Source organism: Achromobacter sp. Marseille-Q4954 (assembly GCF_943737025.1).
Lineage (GTDB): Bacteria > Pseudomonadota > Gammaproteobacteria > Burkholderiales > Burkholderiaceae_B > Achromobacter > Achromobacter bronchisepticus_A.
Genome location: NZ_CALSFQ010000005.1, coordinates 161,408 through 180,860 on the forward strand (window position 1 = coordinate 161,408; position 19,453 = coordinate 180,860).

Consider the following 19,453-nt stretch of genomic DNA (forward strand, 5'->3'; position numbering starts at 1 on the left):
CCAGGCGCTGACCGCAGCCGGACTTATTCCATCATCGGGTCCAGCACTATGAAGAAACATCAGCGCACCACCATGATCTGCCTGCTGTCGGCTGCGGCGGCGATGGCGCACGCAGGTCTCAGCCTGGCTCAGATCGCGGCGCCCGCGGCCGGGGCGAGCGCGCCGGTCCGCGACATCTCGATGGCGGTGAAGGGGCAGCAGACTCTCATGCTGGATGGCGGCGCGCCCACGCGCATCGCCATCGGCGACCCGGATGTGGCGGACGTGAAGGTATTGCCCGCCTCCGGCAAGCGCGCGGGCTCGGTGCTGCTCTATGGCAAGAAAGCCGGCACCACGCAACTGCAGGTATGGATCGGCAACAATGCGACGCCGCAGATATGGAACGTCCGCGTCGGCGGCAGCGTGCAGGGCGCCTTGGCGAGCCGCGGCCTGGGCGGCGGCGCCAACGTGGACATCGCCGACGGCCATGCCGTGGTGTCGGGACACGCCGAATCGCAGCTGGGGCAGATCGCGTCGGCCACCATGGCGGCATCCGCCGTCGGCGGGGAAAAAAACGTGGTGGACATGTCCACCGCCGGCAGCGGCGGGGTGGTGCAGGTGGAAGTGAAGGTCGTGGAAGTGTCGCGTTCGGTGATGAAGGCGGCCGGCATCAGCTTCACGGCCAGCAACGGCCCCTGGAGCGGCGGCAGCTCCACCATGCCGGCCAGCCTGGGCGGCGCGCTGGCATCCGGCTTTTCGCTGTTTTACGACTCCAACAATTTTTCGGCGCGGCTGCGGCTGCTGCAAACCAACGGCATGGCCCGTGTCCTGGCCGAGCCGACCCTGGTGGCCTTGACGGGGCAGAGCGCCAGCTTCCTGGCTGGCGGCGAATTGCCGATTCCGCAGGCCGGCGGCCTGGGGACGGTCAACGTGACCTTCAAGCCCTTTGGCATCGGCCTGACCGTCACGCCCACGGTGCTGTCGCGCGACCGCATCTCGCTGAAGGTCGCACCCGAGGCCAGCGAACTCGACTACACCAACGGCATCGCCATCAATACCAGCGCGGATACCAGCACCATCATTCCCGCCCTGCGCACGCGCCGCGCCGACACCACGGTGGAACTGGGCGATGGCGAAAGCTTCGTGATCAGCGGCCTGGTATCGCGCCAGACCAAGGCCATGGTCAACAAGGTGCCCATGCTGGGCGACCTGCCCATCATCGGCTCCTTTTTCCGCAGCGTCGACTATTCCCAAGAGGACACCGAGCTGGTCATCGTCGTGACGCCGCGCCTGGTGCGCCCCATCGCGCGCGGCGTGGCCCTGCCGCTGCCGGGAGCCAAGCAGGAGCAAACGGATACGGCGTTCAATGCTTGGGGCTATTACCTGACCGGCCCGGTGGGCGGCCAGCAGATGCCGGGCTTTTCACGGTGAGCAATATGAAGACACATGCCAGCGAATGGGTGGGCCTGCAAAATGGCACGCGGTTCCTGTTCTGCTCCCAGGGCAACGCGGTTGCCGCACAGTTGGGACAGGCCTTGGGCGACCTGGGGATGCTGACCCAGGAAGCGCCGCGCATCGAGGAATTGGCGCGGCGCCTGACGGAGATTGCGCCGCAGGTGGTGTTCCTGGACTTCACACTGAGCGACGACGAACCCGGCAAACTGTTCAAGTCCGCCGAACTGGCGCGCTTGCTGGCCCGCATCGCGCCGACGTTGCCGCGCGTGGCGGTCGGCTTCCTGAGCCAGCCGGAGGGGGCGATCGCCGCCTTGCGGGCAGGCGTCAGCGATTTCGTCGATCCTTCGGTGGCGCCGCAGGAGATCAAGGAGGTGGTGCTGCGCCTGCTCGACCGGCCATCCGACGGCCGCATGGACGGCACGCGCCGCAGCGTCGTGCTGCTGGGCGCGCGGCCCGGCGTGGGGACCAGCACCTTGGCCGTGCATATGGCGGGGATGGTGCAGGACCGCTTGAAGTTCGCGCACGGCCAGCGCGCAGCCACGAGCGGCGCCAAGACGCCCAAGCCCGCCGGCGAACCGCTACCCCTGTCCAGCCGCGTTGCGTTGATGGACCTGGGCTGGCCCATAGGCGATTGCCAGCTCTACCTGAACATCGGCGGCGACTTCGATTTCGCCGAGGCGGCCCGCAACCTGCGCCGCCTCGACTCGACGCTGCTGGGGTCGGCCATGGCGCATACGGCCAACGGCTTGAGCGTGCTGTCGCTGCCGCGCGATCTGGGCCAGATGCGCGACGTGTCGCAGTCGGATTCGCTGCTGGTGTTCGAGCGCATGCGCCAGCACTTCTCGGTCGTGGTGGCCGATGCCGGCGGTTTCAGCAACCCTGAATTCGTGTCGGGGTTGGCGCGCGCCTCGCAGCTGAATTGGATCGTGACCGACCAGAGCGTCGGCGCGTTGGTGTCGCTGGCCGGTGTGCTGCAGGAGCTGGAACAACAGCACGTGGACCGGCGCAGCCTGGGCCTGATCGTCAACCGTTATGACGAACGCTACGGCATGACGGCGCAGCAGATCGCCGAACGCTTCCAGCTGGAACTGGTGGGCACGCTGCCGGACCGCACGCTGCCGCTGATGGTGTGCACGAACCGCGGCCATCTGCTGCACGAAGAGGCCGAACGCGATGTCTACGTGCGGGCGGTGCAGGCGCTGGCGGAACGCCTGTGCGCCGAAGAGAACGCGCCTGGCGGGCGGGCAGGCTGGCTGGCCACCTGGCTGCCAGGCGTGCACCGCCGCATGGTGGTCGGTTGACGGACAGACAGACGGACGGCTACGGGATCCGACATGATCATGACAGCGACGATAGAGTTCGGCGGCGATGGCGACAAAGGCTTTTCGGCGTCGGACCGCTACCAGGAAGTGAAGACGGCGGCCTACGAGCACCTGCTGTCCCGCATCGAAGAACTGGGCGCGGAGTTCGGCCGCTGGGCCAGGTCGGCGATCCAGGAATTCGTGGACATCGAGGTCGCGAGCTTCGTGCGCCTGCGCCGGGTGCCGATCAACGAAGGGGAAATGCGCGCCATTGCCGAAGCGCTGACCAAGGAACTGGCCGGCCTGGGTCCCCTGGAGGATCTGCTGGCGGACCCGGCCGTGGAGGATATCCTGATCAACGGCTATGACAATGTCTTCGTTTCGCGGCGCGGCGTGCTGGCCCGCGAGACGCTGCGCTTCACCGACAACCAGCACGTGCTGCGCATCGTGCGCCGCATCCTGGCCCCGATCGGCCGGCGGCTCGACGAGTCCAGCCCCATGGTGGACGCGCGCCTGCCCGACGGCGGCCGCCTGAACGTGGTGATCGAACCGTTGGCGGTGGACGGCCCCATGGTGTCGATCCGCAAGTTCCGCCAGGATCCGCTCAAACCCGCGGACCTGCTGACCCTGGGCAGCTTCGACGAAGAGATCTACAGGCTGCTGAACGAGGCGGTGAAGAACCGCTGCAATATCCTGGTGTCCGGCGGCACCAGCTCGGGCAAGACCTCGCTGCTGAACGCGCTGGCGTTCTTCATCCCGGAAACGGAGCGTGTGGTAACGGTCGAGGACACCGCCGAACTGTCGCTCAACCATCCTCACGTGGTGCGGCTGGAGTCGCGCCAGGGCGGTTTTGACGGCAGCGGCGCGGTCAGCATCCGCGAGCTGATCCGCAACAGCCTGCGCATGCGGCCGGACCGCGTGGTGGTGGGCGAAGTGCGCGGCGCCGAGGTCATGGACATGCTGCAGGCCATGAACACCGGGCACGAGGGTTCCATGGCGACCATCCACGCGAACTCCCCGCGCGAATGCCTGTACCGGATCGAGATGCTGGCCGGATTCGCCGGCTTCCAGGGCAGCGAGGACAGCTTGCGCAGGCAGATCGCCAGCGCGCTGGACTTCATCGTACAGATCGGCCGCCTGTCCAACGGCAAGCGCCGTGTGCTGTCGGTGACCGAGATCACTGGCATGGGCGACAACGTGATCTCCACGCAGGAACTCTATCGCCACGAATCCTATGCGACGCCGGACGGCGAGGAGAAGGATCGCTGGAACTGGCTGGGCATCCATCCTCACACGCCCAAGCTGGCCAAGCTGCGCAACGAGGCGCGCGCCAACGACAACCCGCCGGACGACCGCGATGGCGGGAGCGGCGGATTCTGGAGCAGGAGGCGCTGATGCCCGAAGCCCTGGTCCTTGCAAGCCTGGCCGCGGTGCTGGCCATCGCGGCGGCGCTGCTGTGGCGCCACGCCGACCGCAGCGCTCGCCGGGCGGCCAGCTCCGCCTTTCTGGAAAGCCAGTTGCAGCGGGGCCGCGACGCGGCCGCCGCCGACGCGCCTTTCGCCGAGAGCTCGCGTCAGTTCCGCAGCGGGTTTTCCGGCTGGGACCGCTTGCTGCGCCTGGCCGGCCTGCGGCAAAGCGCGGGCTTGTATGTGCGCATCGCGCTTCCCGTCGTGGTCGGCGCGGCGCTGGCGTGGATCTTCCTGGGGGCGCTTTCCGGCGCAGTGAGCTTCCTGCTGCTGGCCGTGTTCGCCTACTTCCTGCTGTGGCTGCGGGCCGACAAGCGCCAGCGGCGCATGATCTCGCAGCTGCCTGCGTTCCTGGACAACATCGTGCGCCTGCTTACCATCGGCAACAGCATGGGCGCCGCCTTCCAGACCGCCGCCGCAGCAGCCGACGAGCCCTTGCGCGAAGTGGTGGAGACGGCGGCCAGCCTGAGCCGCTCCAAGGAGCTGGACGCGGCCTTGGCGCACGTGTCGCGCCTGTATGGGTTGAAGGAGCTGTACATGGTGGCGGCGGTGGTGTCGCTGGCCCTGCGGTTTGGCGGCCGCAGCGACCAGGTGCTGGAACGCATGGCAGCCTTCATGCGCGACGTGGCGCAGGCGCGCAATGAACTGACCGCCAGCTCGGCCGAGGTCCGCTTGTCGGCCTGGATCCTGGCCTTGCTGCCCGTGGGCATCGCGGGCTTCATCATCGTCGCCAACAACAACCTGTTCATGGGGCTGTGGCAAGACCCGCAAGGCTTCAGGATGCTGCTGACCGCGGTCTGCCTGCAGATCGGCGGCTGCTATTGGCTCTATCGCATGGCCAAGGCCATCTGACCGGGGGGGGGCGCATGCACATCCTGCAATCCTGGAACGCTTCCACCGTGCTGGCGATGGCGCTGATGCTGGTGGCGGCCGGCCTGGTGGTGCTGGGCCTGGGCATGGCGCGGCGCCTGCGCAGCCAGGGCCGCAGCCGTCAGGTGGTGGATCAGGCGCTGGCCGCGCGCGACGGCGCGAAGGCGCCGGTGGCCGCGCGCAACGAAGGCGGGCAGGGCAGGCTGGCGGCGGCCGCGCGGGCGGCCGACACGTTCGGCAAGCGCCTGAGCGAGGGCCGGCTGGCCGACGCCCTGTTGGCCGCCGAGGACCGCAAGCTGGTGGACATGGCTGGCTATGTCGACCCCGGCACCGCGCGCTCGCGCTTCGTCCTGATCCGGTTCGGCCTGGCGATTCTGCTGCCCGTGGCGGCGGTCGTGCTGGACTGGCACAAGCATCTGCCGGATATGCCGCTGGGCGCCTTGGTCGCGGCCTTCGTGGCTTTCGCGGTCGGCTACATGCTGCCCAAATGGATCGTGCAGCGGCGCCTGGCGCGCCGCCGCCGGCAGGCGGCCGATGAGCTGCCCTTGCTGATCGACCTGCTGCGCCTGTTGCAGGGCGTGGGCCTGTCGATCGACCAGAGCCTGCAGGTGCTGGTCAAGGAGTTCGGCCAGGTGCTGCCGGTGCTGTCATTCGAATTGCGGCTGGCGTCCGAACTCTATGTGCGTGGCCGCACGCGCGAACAATCGCTGGCCAGGATGGCCACGGGTTTCGACAACGACGACCTGTCCGCCATCTGCCGCCTGATCGCGCAGGTGGACCAGCACGGCGGCGCGGTGCAGGAGCCCTTGAACCGCTTCGGCGAACGCCTGCGCGACAAGCGGCGCCTGGAGCTGAAGGAGAAGGTGGGCAAGACCACGGTCAAGATGACCGGGGTCATGATCGTGACGCTATTGCCCGCGCTGTTGATCGTGACGGGCGGGGCCGGTTTTATCGCGGTGTTGCGCGGCTTGTCGCGCATGGGGGGGATGTAATGAACGGCGCAACGGAAAACAGCTCGCGCGCATGGCGCTGGGCGCTCGTCGCCACGGTGCTGGCGGCGGGCGCGGGTTTGAGCGGATGCAAGACCAACAACGCGGAATCCGCCTGGCAACTGATCCAGCAACAACAGCAGGAACAGGCGCTGCTGCGGCAGAAAGAAGACGAGGCCCAGAGCAAGAGCCGGCCCAAGGAACCCGAGATGATGCTGTCCATGATCGTCGAGTCGCAACGCCAGGAACGCTATTTCGCGTCGCTCGCCTACATCGACGGCTATCAGCAGAAGTACGGCAATGACGCGCGCGTGGCCGTGCTGCGCGCCGAGGCGCTGCGCCAGACCGGGCAGGCGGCGCTGAGCGAACAGGCCTATCGCGCGCTGACCGCCACCGACCAGGCGGCCGAGGGCTGGCATGGCCTGGGCCTGATCGCCGGTTCGCGCGGGCAGTTCGATCAGGCGGCCGATTACTTCTCGCGGGCGGCCAAGCTGGCGCCCATGGACGCGCGCATCCTGGGCGACCTGGGCTATGCGCGTCTGCGCGCGGGCGATCCGGCGGGCGCGCGCGTGCCCTTGGGGCAGGCGGCCGAATTGACGCCGGAAAGCGGCAAGGTGCTGGCGAACCTGGCGGTGCTGCTGCTGGTGGAGGGGGATCCGCTCAAGGCCCAGCGCCTGATGGAGCGGGCGCAGCTGGGCGAAGAGGCGCGCGGACAGATTCTGCGCCTGGCCGCCGAGATCCGCGGCCAGTTGGCCCCGGCGCCGGGCGCTTCCCTTGCGCCTGCCACCCGGGTGTCCAGCGGCGAACAGGCCGTCATGCCGTTGATGAGCCCCTTGATGGACGGCCTGGGCAACGGGCCCATCGTGCGCTAACTCCGTTTTAAGGAAGACTGCCATGTCCCCATCGACCCATCACGCCTTGTTCATCCTGGCCTGCGCGCTTGCGGCGCAGGCGCCCGCGGCCGCCCTGGCGCAATCCAATGCGCCGCTGACGGGCAGCATGTCGGGCGCCGCGAGCAGCGCGCCGCCCGCCCAGGCGCCCGCCGCCGCGTTGGCGCCGGAACCCGCGTCCGCGGCCTCCATGCCGGAGCGGGCCGTGGTGCAGCAGGTGCAGACGCCGCTGCCGCAAGCGCCTGCCGCCGCGCCGGCGGCGCAAGAGGGCTTTGGCGACGTGACGCGCGGCCTGCTGGCGGCGCAGGCCGACGGGCGGCGCGCTGGCAACGCCTTGCCCGTGCTGGGGCCGGTGTCCACGGCGGCCTGGAACCGCTACCTGGAGAGCTTCAAGCATCCCATTCCCGTGTGGTTCGACCGGAATGTGGAAATCCCCAACGTCCAATAGGTTCGGAGCGTTGCTGTTCCCCGCCGCGTGCGGGTATGGAGTCGCAAGAGCATGTCTGCCGGCCGTCCACATCCTTCCCCGCCGTCGCGGCAACGCGGCAGCATGACCGTCGCCGTCGTCTTCGCGGTGATGGTGGGGGTGGTGCTGCTCGGCGTGCTGCAGCTCGGCTACGGCTTCTACATGAAGCGCGAAATGCAGAAGGCGGCGGACCTGGCGGCGCTGTCGGCAGTCCAGGTGCTGAGCCTGGGCTCCAGTGCGGATTGCACCCGGGCCGCCGCCGCCGGCCGGGCTTCCGCGCTGGCCAATGTGCCGAACATCCTGGACGCGTTCACGGCCGCCGATTTCACGGTGGAATGCAAGGTATGGGATCCGACGCGTTCCGACCCCTCCGGCATGCACGTCTTCGATGCGGCCGGCGGGCAGGCTTATAACGCCGTGCGGGTGGCGGCGCGCAAGCAGCTGGCCAATCTCATCCCCGGCGTGGGCGGCGTCACGGCGTCGGTCGCGGCGGTGGCGACCAACACGCAGCCTGTGGCAGCCTTCTCGGTGGGATCGCGGCTATTGCGCCTGGAACGCGGCGGCCTGCTGTCGCAGCTGCTGGCCACGGCGGGGGCGTCGCCCACGCAGCTGGACGTGCTGGACGCCGCCGGCCTGGCCAATGTCGGCATCACCCCGGCCGGCCTGCTGGAAGCGCTGGGCCTGCCGCTGTCGGTGGCGGCGGGCGTGGGCACGCCCGAGCAATTGACGGCGCTGAGCAACCTGACCCTGGGTCAGCTCCTGCACGCCACGCTGAGCCTCATCGACAAGCAGAGAACCGCCAACGCCGATGTCGGGCTGCTGAGCGCAGCCATCAATACGGTGTTGGACCTGATGCCGCTGAACCTGCCTGTGAAGCTGTTCGGAGACGGCGGGGTGCTGAATCTGGACGTGGTGGGCGGCGACCCCAGCGCCGCCTTGCAGGCCCAGGTCAATGCGCTCAACATCCTGGAGACCGGGCTGGTCATCGCCAATGGCAGCAATCTGATCAATCTGGGGCTGAGCGTGCCGCTGCTGGGCCTGGATGCGGGGGTGCGCATCGTCGAACCGCCTGCAGTGGCTGTCGGCGGCGTGGGCGTGCAGGCCGTCAGCGCCGGCATCCGCGTGTATCTGCGCATCAACACCAGCAACATCCCGCTGGTCGGCCCCTTGCTGGCCAACACCCTGAACACCAAGGTCGATCTGCCCATCATCATCGACGTGGCGCAATCAACGGGTACGCTGCGCAAACTGTGCGAGGCCCCCTTGGCCGAAAACCAGGCGGTGATCGACGTGACGTCGGCCGCGGCCAGCGTCTGCCTGGGACGCTTTCCGGGCATGGAGTCCAATACCGACATCAAATCCAAAAACTTCCAATCGCTCACGAACCGCTGTGAACCCAGCGCATTCGGCTCCGTCGACCGCTATCAGGTACTGAACGTGCTGGGCATACTGCCGCTCAGCGCCCGGGTCACGTTGCCGGTGTTCAGTTCCTCCGCGCCCGTGTCGGTGACGCTGACCGCGCCGCCATCGCCCAACGCCACCGCCACCGTCAATGCCACCAACCTGGACCTCTCCAAACTGGCCGGCAACCTGACGGACGCGCTGATCGGAGGCATCCTGGGGGACTTGTTCAACAACGGCACGCCGCTGACAGAAAAGCAGCGCACCGATCTGGCGACGCAGTTGGTGGGCGGAGACAAGAACAACGCTGGCAAGACCATCTCCAAGGTCGTCAATGACATGCAGTGGTCCAAGACGGCGATGGACCAGCTCGGCACGCGCCTGACCACGGGCGGCTTGACGGGGGTATTGGGCGGTACGCTGCAACTGGTCGGCGGCATCCTGAATTCGCTCTTGTTTGCCCCGCTCAGCGATGTGACCTGCGCCCTGGCGCTGGTGCCCGACGCGATCCGGCAGTGCCGTGTCAACGCGGTCGGCACGCTGGCCTTGAACGGCAGCGGGCAGGTAGGCGGCGTGCTGTCGGTCGTCATGGTGCTGCTGGATCCCTTGCTGAGTTCGTTGTCCGTGGTGCTGCAGCAGCTGCTCAATGCGCTGGGCCTGAGCGTGGGGCAGACCGACGTATCGCTGATTTCCGTGGATTGCGGCAAACCCCGCCTGGTGTATTGACGATGAAGCCCGTGACCCCTATCTCTTCCATTCCCGCATGGTCCAAGCGATGAGCCAGAATTTCGCGCGCGAAGAATTCGACGTGTACGTCTGGGAAGGCACCTCCGACATTGCCAGCCGCGCCGAACGTTGCCTGGCGGGCATGGACGTGTCGCTGCTACGCGCGGACGCCGGCACCGCGTTTCCGCCGCCGCGTGACCTGGCGCGGCCGGCCGTGGCCCTGGTGTCGGTGTCGGTGATGGGCGACAAGCGCTTCAGCGGCTACGACTGGCTGGCGGCGCAAGGTCTGCCGGTCATCTGGGTGGCCGCAGAGGCGCGCGGACGCGATCCGCGCTACTACCCGCCGGAATACTCCTACACGCTGCCGCTGACCTTCACCACCGCGGACCTGCGCAAGCTGCTGTATGAGCTGCTGGGCACGCTGAACCAGCTCAACCGCGCCGCGCCTCGGCGCGAGCAGCCGCTGATCGCCGTTTCCGCGACCATGCAGGATCTGCTGGCGGAAGCCGACATGTACGCCGACTGCCGCAGCAACGTGCTGATCCATGGTGAAACCGGCGTGGGCAAGGAACGCATCGCACGCCTGTTGCATGAGCAGGCCGCCTGGTTCGACGGCCCCTTTGTTGCAGTCAACTGCGGCGCCATCCCCGAGGGTCTGTTCGAGGCGCATTTCTTCGGCCATGCCAAGGGCGCGTTCACCGGCGCGATCGGCGCGCACAAGGGGTATTTCGAGCAGGCCAACGGCGGCACGCTGTTCCTGGACGAAATCGGCGACCTGCCGCTGTACCAGCAGGTCAAGCTCTTGCGGGTCCTGGAGCAGAACACGGTGACGCGGCTGGGCTCGACCGTGGAAGTGCCGGTGGACTTCCGCCTGGTCGCCGCGACCAACAAGGATTTGCGCGTGCTGGTGGGGCAAGACGAGTTCCGCGCGGACCTGTACTACCGGCTGGCGGTGATCGAACTGCGCATTCCCAACCTGGAACAGCGCGGCCCGCAGGAAAAGGCGGCGATCTTCCGCGCCTTGCTGCAACGCCTGGGCGTGGAGGACGAACCGCCGCCGTGGCTGCTGGAACGCGTCTCGCGCACGCGCTACGAGGGCAATGTGCGTGAACTGTCCAACGTGGCTGAGCGCGTCGCGATTGTGCGGCGCCAGCGCCAGGTCTGGGACCAGGCGCGCATCGAACGCATCTTCGACCAATTGGCCGAGCCGCTGCGCTCGGCCGTCGCTTCGGCCGCCGCTTCGGCCGCCGCGCGGGCCGAGCCCGCCGCTTTCACCGACGCCGAGCGCGCCGAACGCGAACGTGTGCTGGCGGCGCTGGACGCCAATGGCTGGCGCCGCCAGGATACCGCCCACACGCTGGGCATCAGCCGCAAGGTGTTGTGGGAAAAAATGCGCAAGCTGCAGCTGGGAGCAGGTCAGGGCGAGCCTGCCGATGGCATTGCCGAGACGGCGATGTGAACACGCAATAGGGAATGCCCCGTAGGGGGCGACAGTCGCGCGGCCGGCGCATGTAAGCGTATCTGTCCCGGCCGAAATAAATTGCTATAGTTCCGCAACGATTTTTTTGGGGAAGGCATGAACGTCCAGATTATCCGTGGCGCCGTCCGCATGGCGCTGCTGGGCACGGCCCTGTCCGGCCTGGCCGCTTGCGCCAGCGCACAATCCGAAGCGCCCCGGGCCACGGTTAAACAGGTCGAGGACACGCAGGCGGCTTCCACGCCCGTGACTCCCCCCGCGCCGCCGCCTGCCGCGCGTCCCGCATCCACGCTGTCGGAGCTGCAAAGCCTGATCCAAAGCCGCCAGGTGTCGGAGCTGCGCACGGCCTACAACGGCACCTACGGCGCCAGCCTGCTGTTCAAGCCGGACGACCTGACCTATTACGTCGCCTTGTTCCAGCAAAAGGACTTCTGGCGCGTGGTGAAGACCAAGTCGGACAAGCAGGCCGAAGCTACCTACCGCGCCTTCGTCGCCCAATCCGCCGAACTGGCCGAGGTGGATATCAAGCGCATCAAGATGCAGGCCGAGTACGCGCACGCCGAGAAGCTGCTGGCCAGCCGCAGCGCCGAACTGAGCACCCTGCAGGCCGATCGCGCGGTGCGCCTGCAGCAGGAAGAGCAGGTCGCTGCGCGCCAGGAGCAGTCGCGCCAGGAAGCCACGGCGCTGGCCGACCAGCAGAAGGACGTGCGCCAGCAGCTGCGCGATCTGCAACGCCAGATCGACGCCTTGCAGGCGCAGCAGGCGCAAGTAGGGAACCCGGCGGCCCAGAACCGCGGCAAGTAGCCTTCGGGCATGCGCAGAAGCGGGCCTGCGGGCCCGCTTTGTGCTGGCCGGCCGGGAATAGGTGTTGCGCTCGCAGGGGCTAAGCGCCTGTCGCCGGCGCTTTCTTGTATTCTGGGAGTTGCACCCCATATAGACGCCATGGCACTTAAAGTTTTCGACCTCCAGTGCGAACACAGCCACATTTTCGAGGGCTGGTTCGGTTCGCACGAAGACTATGACGCGCAACAGGCGCGTGGCCTCGTCACGTGCCCGGTTTGCGGTTCGGCCAGCATCACCAAGCGGCTGTCCGCGCCGCGCCTGAACGTCGCCCATCTGCACGCGCCCGCCGCCCAGCCCCAACTGCCGGCCAATGCCTCCGACGCGGAAAAAATGGCCGCATTGCAGGCGGTCGTCATGCGCCAGGTGCGCGCCTTGCTGCGCAACACCGAAAACGTCGGACCGCGCTTCGCCGAGGAGGCGCGCCGCATCCACGAAGGCGATGCCGACGACCGCCCGATCCGCGGCACGGCCACGCCGGAAGAACGCGAATCGCTGGCCGAGGATGGCATCGACGTCATGGCGGTGCCGGATTTCCTGGACGACGAGCGGCTGCAGTAACGCCAGCGCGCTGCGGCAATAAAAAAGCCAGACCCGAAGGTCTGGCTTTTTCTTGCCTGCTTGCCGGATCAGTTGTTGACGCGGCTGCGGTATTCGTTCGTGCGGGTGTCGATTTCGATCTTGTCGCCGATGGCGCAGAACAGCGGCACGTTCAGTTCGTAGCCGGTGTTGATCTTGGCGGGCTTGGTCACCTTGCCCGAGGTATCGCCACGCACGGCGGGTTCGGTGTAGGTGATTTCGCGCACGAGGGTCGTGGGCAGTTCAACCGAAATGGCGCGGCCGTCGTAGAAGACCACTTCCACGGGCATCGCTTCTTCCAGGTAGTTCAGGGCATCGCCCATGCTTTCGGCTTCGATTTCGTACTGGTTGTACTCTTCGTCCATGAAGACGTACATCGGGTCGCCGAAGTAGGAGTAGGTGCACTCCTTGCGGTCGAGCTGGACGACTTCGAACTTTTCGTCGGCCTTGTAGACCGATTCGCTGGCCGAGGCGGTCAACAGGTTCTTGAACTTCAGCTTCACAACAGCGGCGTTACGGCCGGACTTGTTGTATTCGGCCTTCTGGACTACGAGGGGATCCTTGCCGACCATGACCACGTTGCCGACTCGCAATTCCTGAGCGGTTTTCATCGATAAAACTCCGGGGGTGATGGGTGCACTCGCCGTGCTTGCAAAAAGCCGCCGCAGACAGCGGCTTCATGCACACCCCGGGAGGCGTCATAGTTGAGGCCCGACAAATACAGGGCGCTCGGAAAACTCTCTATTCTAACGTTTCTTGGCCAAGTCTGCGCAAAAATCAGCCAGATTTTCGGCAAGATCCGGCAGCGCGGCCTGGCTGGCGTCCCAGGCCCGCGCGGCGGCGGCCCAGTCCGCCCAGGCGGCCGGCGCCAGGGCGGCGGACAGCGCCGCAGGGGTTGCGCCCGTTTCCGGGTGGTTCCAGGCCCGGATCAGCGCCTGGGCGGTTTCGGGGGCCGGATAGCGTGCCAGCCAGGCTTCCAGTTTCTCCAGGTGCACGTTTTCGTCCTGGGGATAGATCTGCCAGACCAGCGGGCGCGCGGCCCAGGCGGCGCGGACGAAGGAGTCCTCGCCCCGCACGAAATTCAGGTCGCAGCACCACAGCAGCCGGTCGAAATCGGGCTGCGCCACGAAGGGCAGGCGGGCCACCGACGGCGCGCCCGGCGCCGCGCAGGCGGCTTCCAGTCCGGGGGCTACGCCTTCGGGGGCAAGCAGCAGACTGGGGCGCGGGTCGGCCGCCAGGGCCCCGGCCAGCGCCGTGATCGGCGCAGTCGGATAGCAAAACAGGGACACGGTGCGCGCACCGTCGCGGCGGCGCAACAGCAGATCCTGCGGCACGCCCAGCGACCGCAGGAAGGTTTCCTGGTCTTGCGGCGATGCCTGCAGGGCGTCGCGCTCGGCCGACAGGCCCGGCTCGCGCAGCAGCCCGCCGGTGGCCTGGGTGAAGCCGGGAAAGAAAAAGTGCTTGATCAGTCCGTCCGGCCGCTGCGAGGGCAGGCCATGGCAGCTTTCCACCCAGGATTCGGCGCTCAGGTATTCCAGGTTGATCCAGGCCGGATGCACGCGCCGCATGCTTTCCAGGAATGCCTCGGGTGGGTCGCAAGCGAATGCCTCGATCACCACGTCCCGCGCGGCCAGCGCCGGATCCGGCGATTCGGACCAACGCACGATGTCGATGCCCGCCAGTTGCTGGCGCGGGCTGTCCGTGGCAATCCCGGGCTGGATGCGGGCGAAGCTGGCCAGGTCGTCGACCCACAGGCGCACATCCCAGCCGCGGCCGTGCGCCAGCCGGCGCGCCAGGCGCCAGCAAACGCCAATGTCGCCATAGTTGTCGACGACCCGGCAGAAGATGTCCGCTTGCATGGTGGCCTAGTGGAACTTGGCCGGCGAGGCCTCCGCGTCCTCGGGCAGTTCGGCATGCACCAATTCGCCCAGCGGATTCGGGAAGTAGGGCGCGCCGCAGTCTTCACAGTACTCGGGAGGCAGCACGCCGGGGATGCGGCGCACTTCGGTGACGCCGTATTCCTTGAGCAGCGCGGCGATCTCGTCCACCACGTCGGGCTGGCCTTCGTCGGACGGCAGGTCTTCCTCACGCCCGTACAGCGGCCAGACGCAGCCGTAGTACACGTCGTTGCTGCTGCGCGCCGTGAAGCCGATGCGGTATTCGTCGATGCGGCTTTCGCCGCAGCCGGCCACCACCGCCCGCAACTGGGAGGCCTCCAGGCTGACCGCGCCTTCGAGCCAGCTGACCGCCGCGCGCAGGGACAAGGGGCGCACACGCCGGTCGGCTTCGCGGTTGCTGACATAGTAGGCGTCGGGCAGCAGGGCTTCGAAACCGCAGCCCGGCAGCAGGTTGGCCAGGGTCGGTTGGGCCTGCGCCGCCCATTGTTCCTGGCAGGCGTCGCGGCTGGCGTCGGCTTCGCCCAGCTGTTCCTGCCAGCGGAAGATCGGCTCGCCTTCGGGTACCGCGACGGCCGCCACGATATAGCGCGTATCGGCCAGCATGTTGGCCGTCTCGGTCTCGGTGTTCAAGGCGGGCTTGGCGGTTTCGGCGCCCAGCGCCTGGGTGCCCAGGCGCTGCAGCCATTGCCAGGTTTCGGAGAAGGTGCGGGGCATCTGGTCCACGCTGACCAACACCGGCATCAGCGAGCTGCGGGCCTTGCTGGACAGGACATGCCCATGCAGCTGCGCCAGCAGGGCCTGTTGCGCGCCGGCGGCGATCGGGCCGGTCGGAATGGCGTAGCGGGTCCAGGCGACGATGGGGGCCACGACCAGCAAAATGTCGTAGTGGACGCCATTTTTCTCGATCTTCATCGATTCGGACAGGGTTTCGGCCTGTTCGATCAGGATCTCGTATGCGCCCACGTCGTTCTGGGCGAGGTGGTCCAGGGCCGCTTCCAGGGGGGCGTCCTGCCCCGCCTTGAGCAGCTTCGGAATCGCTACGCCAAGCTGGTTCTCCCAGAACACGTCTTCGAGGCGGCTGCCCGAGCGGTTGAGCGCCTGGGCAAGCGCGACCAGTTTGGCGGCGTCACGGGTGAGGCGGGGAGCGGATTGGCTGCGGGATCGGGCCATAACTTCGGGGAGCGTCCAGTAAGTGTGCAACTGTGTAGTTTAACGCCCGGCGCGGACGGCGGCGTGCAGCCCCCCGTGAGGCGCGCCAGCCATGGCGGTACAAATGTATTGATGCCAAATCAGCAACAGATAATGCCAATCAAGGTGGTTTATTGCTGAGAAGAAACGGCGGAAAATACCCTCATCTACTCAATATCAGGAGGCGCCGCCATGCGTTGGCCTACGCTTTTCGTATCCCATGGATCCCCCATGCTCGCCGTCGAGCCTGGACAGACCGGCCCGGCGCTTGCCGCCTGGAGCGCCGCGCAGGGCCGCAAGCCCAAGGGCATCCTGGTCGTGTCGCCGCACTGGATGGGCGAGGGTCTGGCGCTGTCCACCCGCGACCGCCAGGTGGCCTGGCACGATTTCGGCGGTTTTCCGCCGGAACTCTATCAATTGCAGTACGCGGCCCCCGGCTCGCCGGAACTGGCGGCGCGGGTGCAAACCCTGCTGGCCGAATCGGGCATCGCGGCCGACCTGGATCCGCGCCGCCCGCTGGACCATGGCGCCTGGGTGCCGCTGCGCTACCTCTATCCGGAAGCGGACGTGCCAGTGGTGCAGCTGTCGCTGGACATGGGGCGGGATGCGGCTGGCCAGCTGGAGCTGGGCCGCGCGCTGGCCCGGCTGCGGGACGAGGACATCCTGGTCATCGGCTCGGGTTCGCTGACGCACAACCTGCGCCACGTGCGCATGCCGCAGGACGCTCCCGCGCTGCCCTACGTGCCGGCCTTCCAGCAGTGGTACGCGGACAAGCTGGGCGGCCATGACTTGCCGGCGCTGCTGGATTGGCAGGCTCAGGCGCCAGGTGCGTCGCAGGCTCATCCGCACGACGACCACCTGATGCCCCTGTACGTGGCGCTGGGGGCGGGCGGAACCGGTTTTCAGCGCCTGACCGATGAAATCTCGTACGGCGCGCTGGCAATGGACGCCTACGAGTTCGCGGACTGATTCGAAGCGCGGCCGCAATGAAAATGGCCCGGGAACCTCGCGGTTCCCGGGCCATTGCCTTGCCGGTCAGGCGATCAGGCAGCCAGCAGCTGGCGCAGCACAAAAGGCAGGATGCCGCCGTGCTGGTAGTAGTCCACCTCGATCGGGGTGTCGATGCGCAGCAGCACCGTCACGTCCTGCTTCGAACCGTCCTTGCGGGTGATCGTCAGCGTCACGTCCTGCATCGGCTTGATGCCGTTTTCCAGGCCGGAAATGTCGTAGGTTTCCTCGCCGGTGATGCCCAGCGACTGCACGCTGTCCGAGCCCTTGAACTGCAGGGGCAGCACGCCCATGCCGACCAGGTTGCTGCGGTGGATGCGTTCGAAGCTGCGGGTGATCACGGCCTTCACGCCCAGCAGCTGGGTGCCCTTGGCCGCCCAGTCGCGTGACGAGCCGGTGCCGTACTCTTCGCCGCCGAACACCACGGTGGGGGTGCCCGCGCCGACGTACTTCATGGCCGCGTCATAGATGGACATCTGTTCGCCGGTGGGCTGGAACAGGGTGTCGCCGCCCTCGAAGCGGCTGCCGTCCGGCAGCGCCGGAATCATGAGGTTCTTGATGCGCACGTTGGCGAAGGTGCCGCGCATCATGATCTCGTGGTTGCCGCGGCGCGAGCCATAGCTGTTGAAGTCGGCCTTCATGACGCCGTTTTCCTTCAGCCACTTGCCCGCGGGCGAGGTTTCCTTGATGGAGCCGGCCGGCGAGATGTGGTCGGTCGTGACCGAGTCGCCGAACACGCCCAGCGCACGGGCGTTCTTGACCGTCGGCATCGCGCCCGGCGTCATGCCGAAGCCGTCAAAGAAGGGCGGTTCGGCGATGTAGGTGGAATCAGGCCAGTTGTAGGTGTCGCCGGTAACGCCCTTGATGTTCTCCCAGAGCTTGCCCGGGTTGCTCTTGACCTGGCCGTAGTTGGCCTCGAACGCCTTGGGATCCAGGGCGTACTTCAGCAGCGATTCGATTTCCTCGGTGGTCGGCCAAATGTCGCCCAGCCACACGTCGCCGTTCTTGCCGCGGCCCACGGGCTCGGTCATCAGGTCGCGCGTGACCGTGCCGGCCAGGGCGTAGGCCACGACCAGCGGGGGCGAGGCCAGGAAGTTGGCCTTGATGTTCGGGTGGATGCGGGCCTCGAAGTTGCGGTTGCCCGAGAGCACGGCCGAGCAGATCAGGTCGTTGCCGGTGATGGCCTCGTTCAGGTCCGGGGTCAGGTCGCCGGCGTTGCCGATGCAGGTCGTGCAGCCGTAGGCGGCCACGTCGAAGCCCAGCTTTTCCAGGTAGGGCAAGAGGCCCGTCTTGGTCAGGTATTCGGTGACCACGCGCGATCCCGGGGCCAGCGAAGTCTTGATGTGCTTGGGCACGGTCATGCCGGCTTCCACCGCCTTCTTGGCCAGCAGGCCGGCCGCCAGCAGCACGCTGGGGTTGGAGGTGTTGGTGCAGGACGTGATGGCGGCAATCAGGACGTCGCCGTTCTTGACCTTGGTGCCGGCGCTGGTGGTGAAGGTCTGCTCCAGCTTTTCGGCCGGCTGATTGAAGCCGTTTTCAGCGACCGGCTTGGAGTACAGGTCGATGAAGGTGTTCTTGACGTTGCCGATCTCGATGCGGTCTTGCGGGCGCTTCGGACCTGCCAGCGACGGCGCGACGGTGGACAGGTCCAGCGTCAGCAGCTTGGTGAAATTGATGTCCTTCGCCTTGGGCACGCCGAACATCTTCTGGGCCTTGAAGTAGGCCTCGAAGGCGGCGATTTCGTCTTCCGTGCGGCCGGTGCCGCGGAAGTAGTCGATGGTGCGCTCGTCGACCGGGAAGAAGCCCATGGTGGCGCCGTACTCCGGCGCCATGTTGCCGATGGTGGCGCGTTCGGCCACGGACAGGCTGGCGGTGCCTTCGCCGCAGAATTCGACGAACTTGCCCACCACCTTCTCGCGGCGCAGCATTTCAGTGATGGTCAGCACCAGGTCGGTGGCCGTGACGCCGCCGCGCAGCTTGCCCTTGAGTTCCACGCCGACCACGTCGGGGGTCAGGAAGTACACGGGCTGGCCCAGCATGCCGGCCTCGGCTTCGATGCCGCCCACGCCCCAGCCCACCACGCCGATGCCGTTGATCATGGTGGTGTGGCTGTCGGTGCCCACCAGGGAATCCGGGTAGTAGACGTTGTTCTTCTTGTCCAGGTGCACGCCGCGCGCCAGGTATTCCAGGTTGACCTGGTGGACGATGCCGAAGCCCGGAGGCACGACGCCAAAGGTGTCGAACGCCTGCATGCCCCACTTCATGAACTGGTAGCGCTCTTGATTGCGCTTGAATTCCAGCTTCATGTTCAGGTCCAGCGCATTCTTGGTGCCGAAGTAGTCGATCATGACCGAGTGGTCCACCACCAGGTCCACCGGCACCAGCGGCTCGATGCTCTTGGGGCTCTTGCCCATCTTGTCGGCCACGGAACGCATGGCCGCGATGTCGGCCAGCAGCGGCACGCCGGTGAAGTCCTGCAGCACCACGCGGGCCACCACGAACGGAATTTCGTCTTCGCGGCGGGCATTGGCCTGCCAGTTGGCCAACTGCTTGACGTGCTCTTCGGTGACCTTCTTGCCGTCGCAGTTGCGCAGCACGGATTCCAGCACGATGCGGATCGAAACCGGGAGCCGCTGCACGTCGATGCCGAGGGACTTGCCCAGCGCCGGCAGCGAATAGTACTGACAGGATTTATTGCCGATCTTGAAATTCTTGAGGGTGTCTAGGGTGTTGTGCGGCATGATGGACTCCGTGGTTTTGCCCGGTTGAAGCCGGCATTTTCTGGCGTTTTTGCGCATTTGTCATTCTATGTGAGACTGATGCCTGCGCGGCCGTATGTCTTATATCTTATATAAGACTTGAGCGAACCGCCAAAGTTCCCCTACTGCAATCAGGGGCGGGCGGTCGTTGGCCCAAACCG

Annotated in this window: 16 protein-coding genes; 12 read left to right on the forward strand and 4 right to left on the reverse strand. The window is 66.9% G+C overall.

Annotation, left to right across the window (positions count from 1 at the left end; genetic code table 11):
- The first annotated feature begins 48 nt into the window (after positions 1–48).
- The 11 genes from NGK62_RS31685 (at position 49) to NGK62_RS31735 (ending at position 12,421) form a co-directional block, all read left to right on the forward strand.
- Positions 49–1,410 (forward strand): type II and III secretion system protein family protein, encoded by a 1,362-nt coding sequence (locus NGK62_RS31685; RefSeq protein ID WP_118935008.1) that lies wholly within the window; start codon positions 49–51, stop codon positions 1,408–1,410.
- A complete protein-coding gene (locus NGK62_RS31690; RefSeq protein WP_059372250.1) occupies positions 1,407–2,735 on the forward strand; it encodes a response regulator in 1,329 nt (442 codons plus the stop codon). Before NGK62_RS31685 ends, NGK62_RS31690 begins: the two co-directional genes overlap by 4 nt.
- A gap of 33 nt (positions 2,736–2,768) precedes the next feature.
- Positions 2,769–4,130: a TadA family conjugal transfer-associated ATPase gene (locus tag NGK62_RS31695; protein WP_118935012.1), complete on the forward strand. Its 1,362-nt coding sequence runs from the start codon at positions 2,769–2,771 to the stop codon at positions 4,128–4,130.
- Positions 4,130–5,053 (forward strand): type II secretion system F family protein, encoded by a 924-nt coding sequence (locus tag NGK62_RS31700; protein WP_059372255.1) that lies wholly within the window; start codon positions 4,130–4,132, stop codon positions 5,051–5,053. Before NGK62_RS31695 ends, NGK62_RS31700 begins: the two co-directional genes overlap by 1 nt.
- A gap of 14 nt (positions 5,054–5,067) precedes the next feature.
- On the forward strand, positions 5,068–6,063 hold the full coding sequence (locus tag NGK62_RS31705; RefSeq protein WP_251882029.1) for a type II secretion system F family protein: 996 nt from the start codon (positions 5,068–5,070) through the stop codon (positions 6,061–6,063).
- Positions 6,063–6,932: a tetratricopeptide repeat protein gene (locus tag NGK62_RS31710; protein WP_251882031.1), complete on the forward strand. Its 870-nt coding sequence runs from the start codon at positions 6,063–6,065 to the stop codon at positions 6,930–6,932. Before NGK62_RS31705 ends, NGK62_RS31710 begins: the two co-directional genes overlap by 1 nt.
- Before the next feature lie 22 nt (positions 6,933–6,954).
- On the forward strand, positions 6,955–7,398 hold the full coding sequence (locus NGK62_RS31715) for a DUF3613 domain-containing protein (protein WP_251882033.1): 444 nt from the start codon (positions 6,955–6,957) through the stop codon (positions 7,396–7,398).
- Positions 7,399–7,500: 102 nt separating this feature from the next.
- A complete protein-coding gene (locus NGK62_RS31720) occupies positions 7,501–9,543 on the forward strand; it encodes a pilus assembly protein TadG-related protein (RefSeq protein WP_251882035.1) in 2,043 nt (680 codons plus the stop codon).
- A 49-nt stretch (positions 9,544–9,592) separates the two neighbouring features.
- On the forward strand, positions 9,593–11,002 hold the full coding sequence (locus NGK62_RS31725) for a sigma 54-interacting transcriptional regulator (RefSeq protein WP_251882037.1): 1,410 nt from the start codon (positions 9,593–9,595) through the stop codon (positions 11,000–11,002).
- A gap of 117 nt (positions 11,003–11,119) precedes the next feature.
- On the forward strand, positions 11,120–11,824 hold the full coding sequence (locus tag NGK62_RS31730) for a DUF2968 domain-containing protein (RefSeq protein ID WP_251882039.1): 705 nt from the start codon (positions 11,120–11,122) through the stop codon (positions 11,822–11,824).
- 138 nt (positions 11,825–11,962) lie between these two features.
- Positions 11,963–12,421: a DUF1178 family protein gene (locus NGK62_RS31735; protein ID WP_059372268.1), complete on the forward strand. Its 459-nt coding sequence runs from the start codon at positions 11,963–11,965 to the stop codon at positions 12,419–12,421.
- A gap of 68 nt (positions 12,422–12,489) precedes the next feature.
- On the opposite strand, the gene efp is transcribed toward NGK62_RS31735, so the two are convergent.
- From efp to NGK62_RS31750, 3 genes are all read right to left on the reverse strand, one after another.
- Entirely contained in the window at positions 12,490–13,050 is a 561-nt protein-coding gene (gene efp, locus NGK62_RS31740) for an elongation factor P (protein ID WP_006225610.1), read from the reverse strand.
- A gap of 135 nt (positions 13,051–13,185) precedes the next feature.
- Positions 13,186–14,298 carry an elongation factor P maturation arginine rhamnosyltransferase EarP gene (gene earP / locus NGK62_RS31745; RefSeq protein WP_251882040.1) on the reverse strand — a complete coding sequence of 371 codons (1,113 nt, stop codon included), beginning with the start codon at positions 14,296–14,298 and terminating at the stop codon, positions 13,186–13,188.
- 6 nt (positions 14,299–14,304) lie between these two features.
- On the reverse strand, positions 14,305–15,507 hold the full coding sequence (locus NGK62_RS31750; protein WP_059372273.1) for a DUF2863 family protein: 1,203 nt from the start codon (positions 15,505–15,507) through the stop codon (positions 14,305–14,307).
- A 210-nt stretch (positions 15,508–15,717) separates the two neighbouring features.
- On the opposite strand from NGK62_RS31750, the gene NGK62_RS31755 reads away from it, so the two are divergent.
- Positions 15,718–16,494 carry a DODA-type extradiol aromatic ring-opening family dioxygenase gene (locus tag NGK62_RS31755; protein WP_251882042.1) on the forward strand — a complete coding sequence of 259 codons (777 nt, stop codon included), beginning with the start codon at positions 15,718–15,720 and terminating at the stop codon, positions 16,492–16,494.
- Between the two features lie 74 nt (positions 16,495–16,568).
- Here the strand turns inward: NGK62_RS31755 and acnA are convergent, their stop codons facing one another.
- Positions 16,569–19,274 (reverse strand): aconitate hydratase AcnA, encoded by a 2,706-nt coding sequence (gene acnA, locus NGK62_RS31760; RefSeq protein WP_059372277.1) that lies wholly within the window; start codon positions 19,272–19,274, stop codon positions 16,569–16,571.
- Positions 19,275–19,453: the final 179 nt, after the last annotated feature.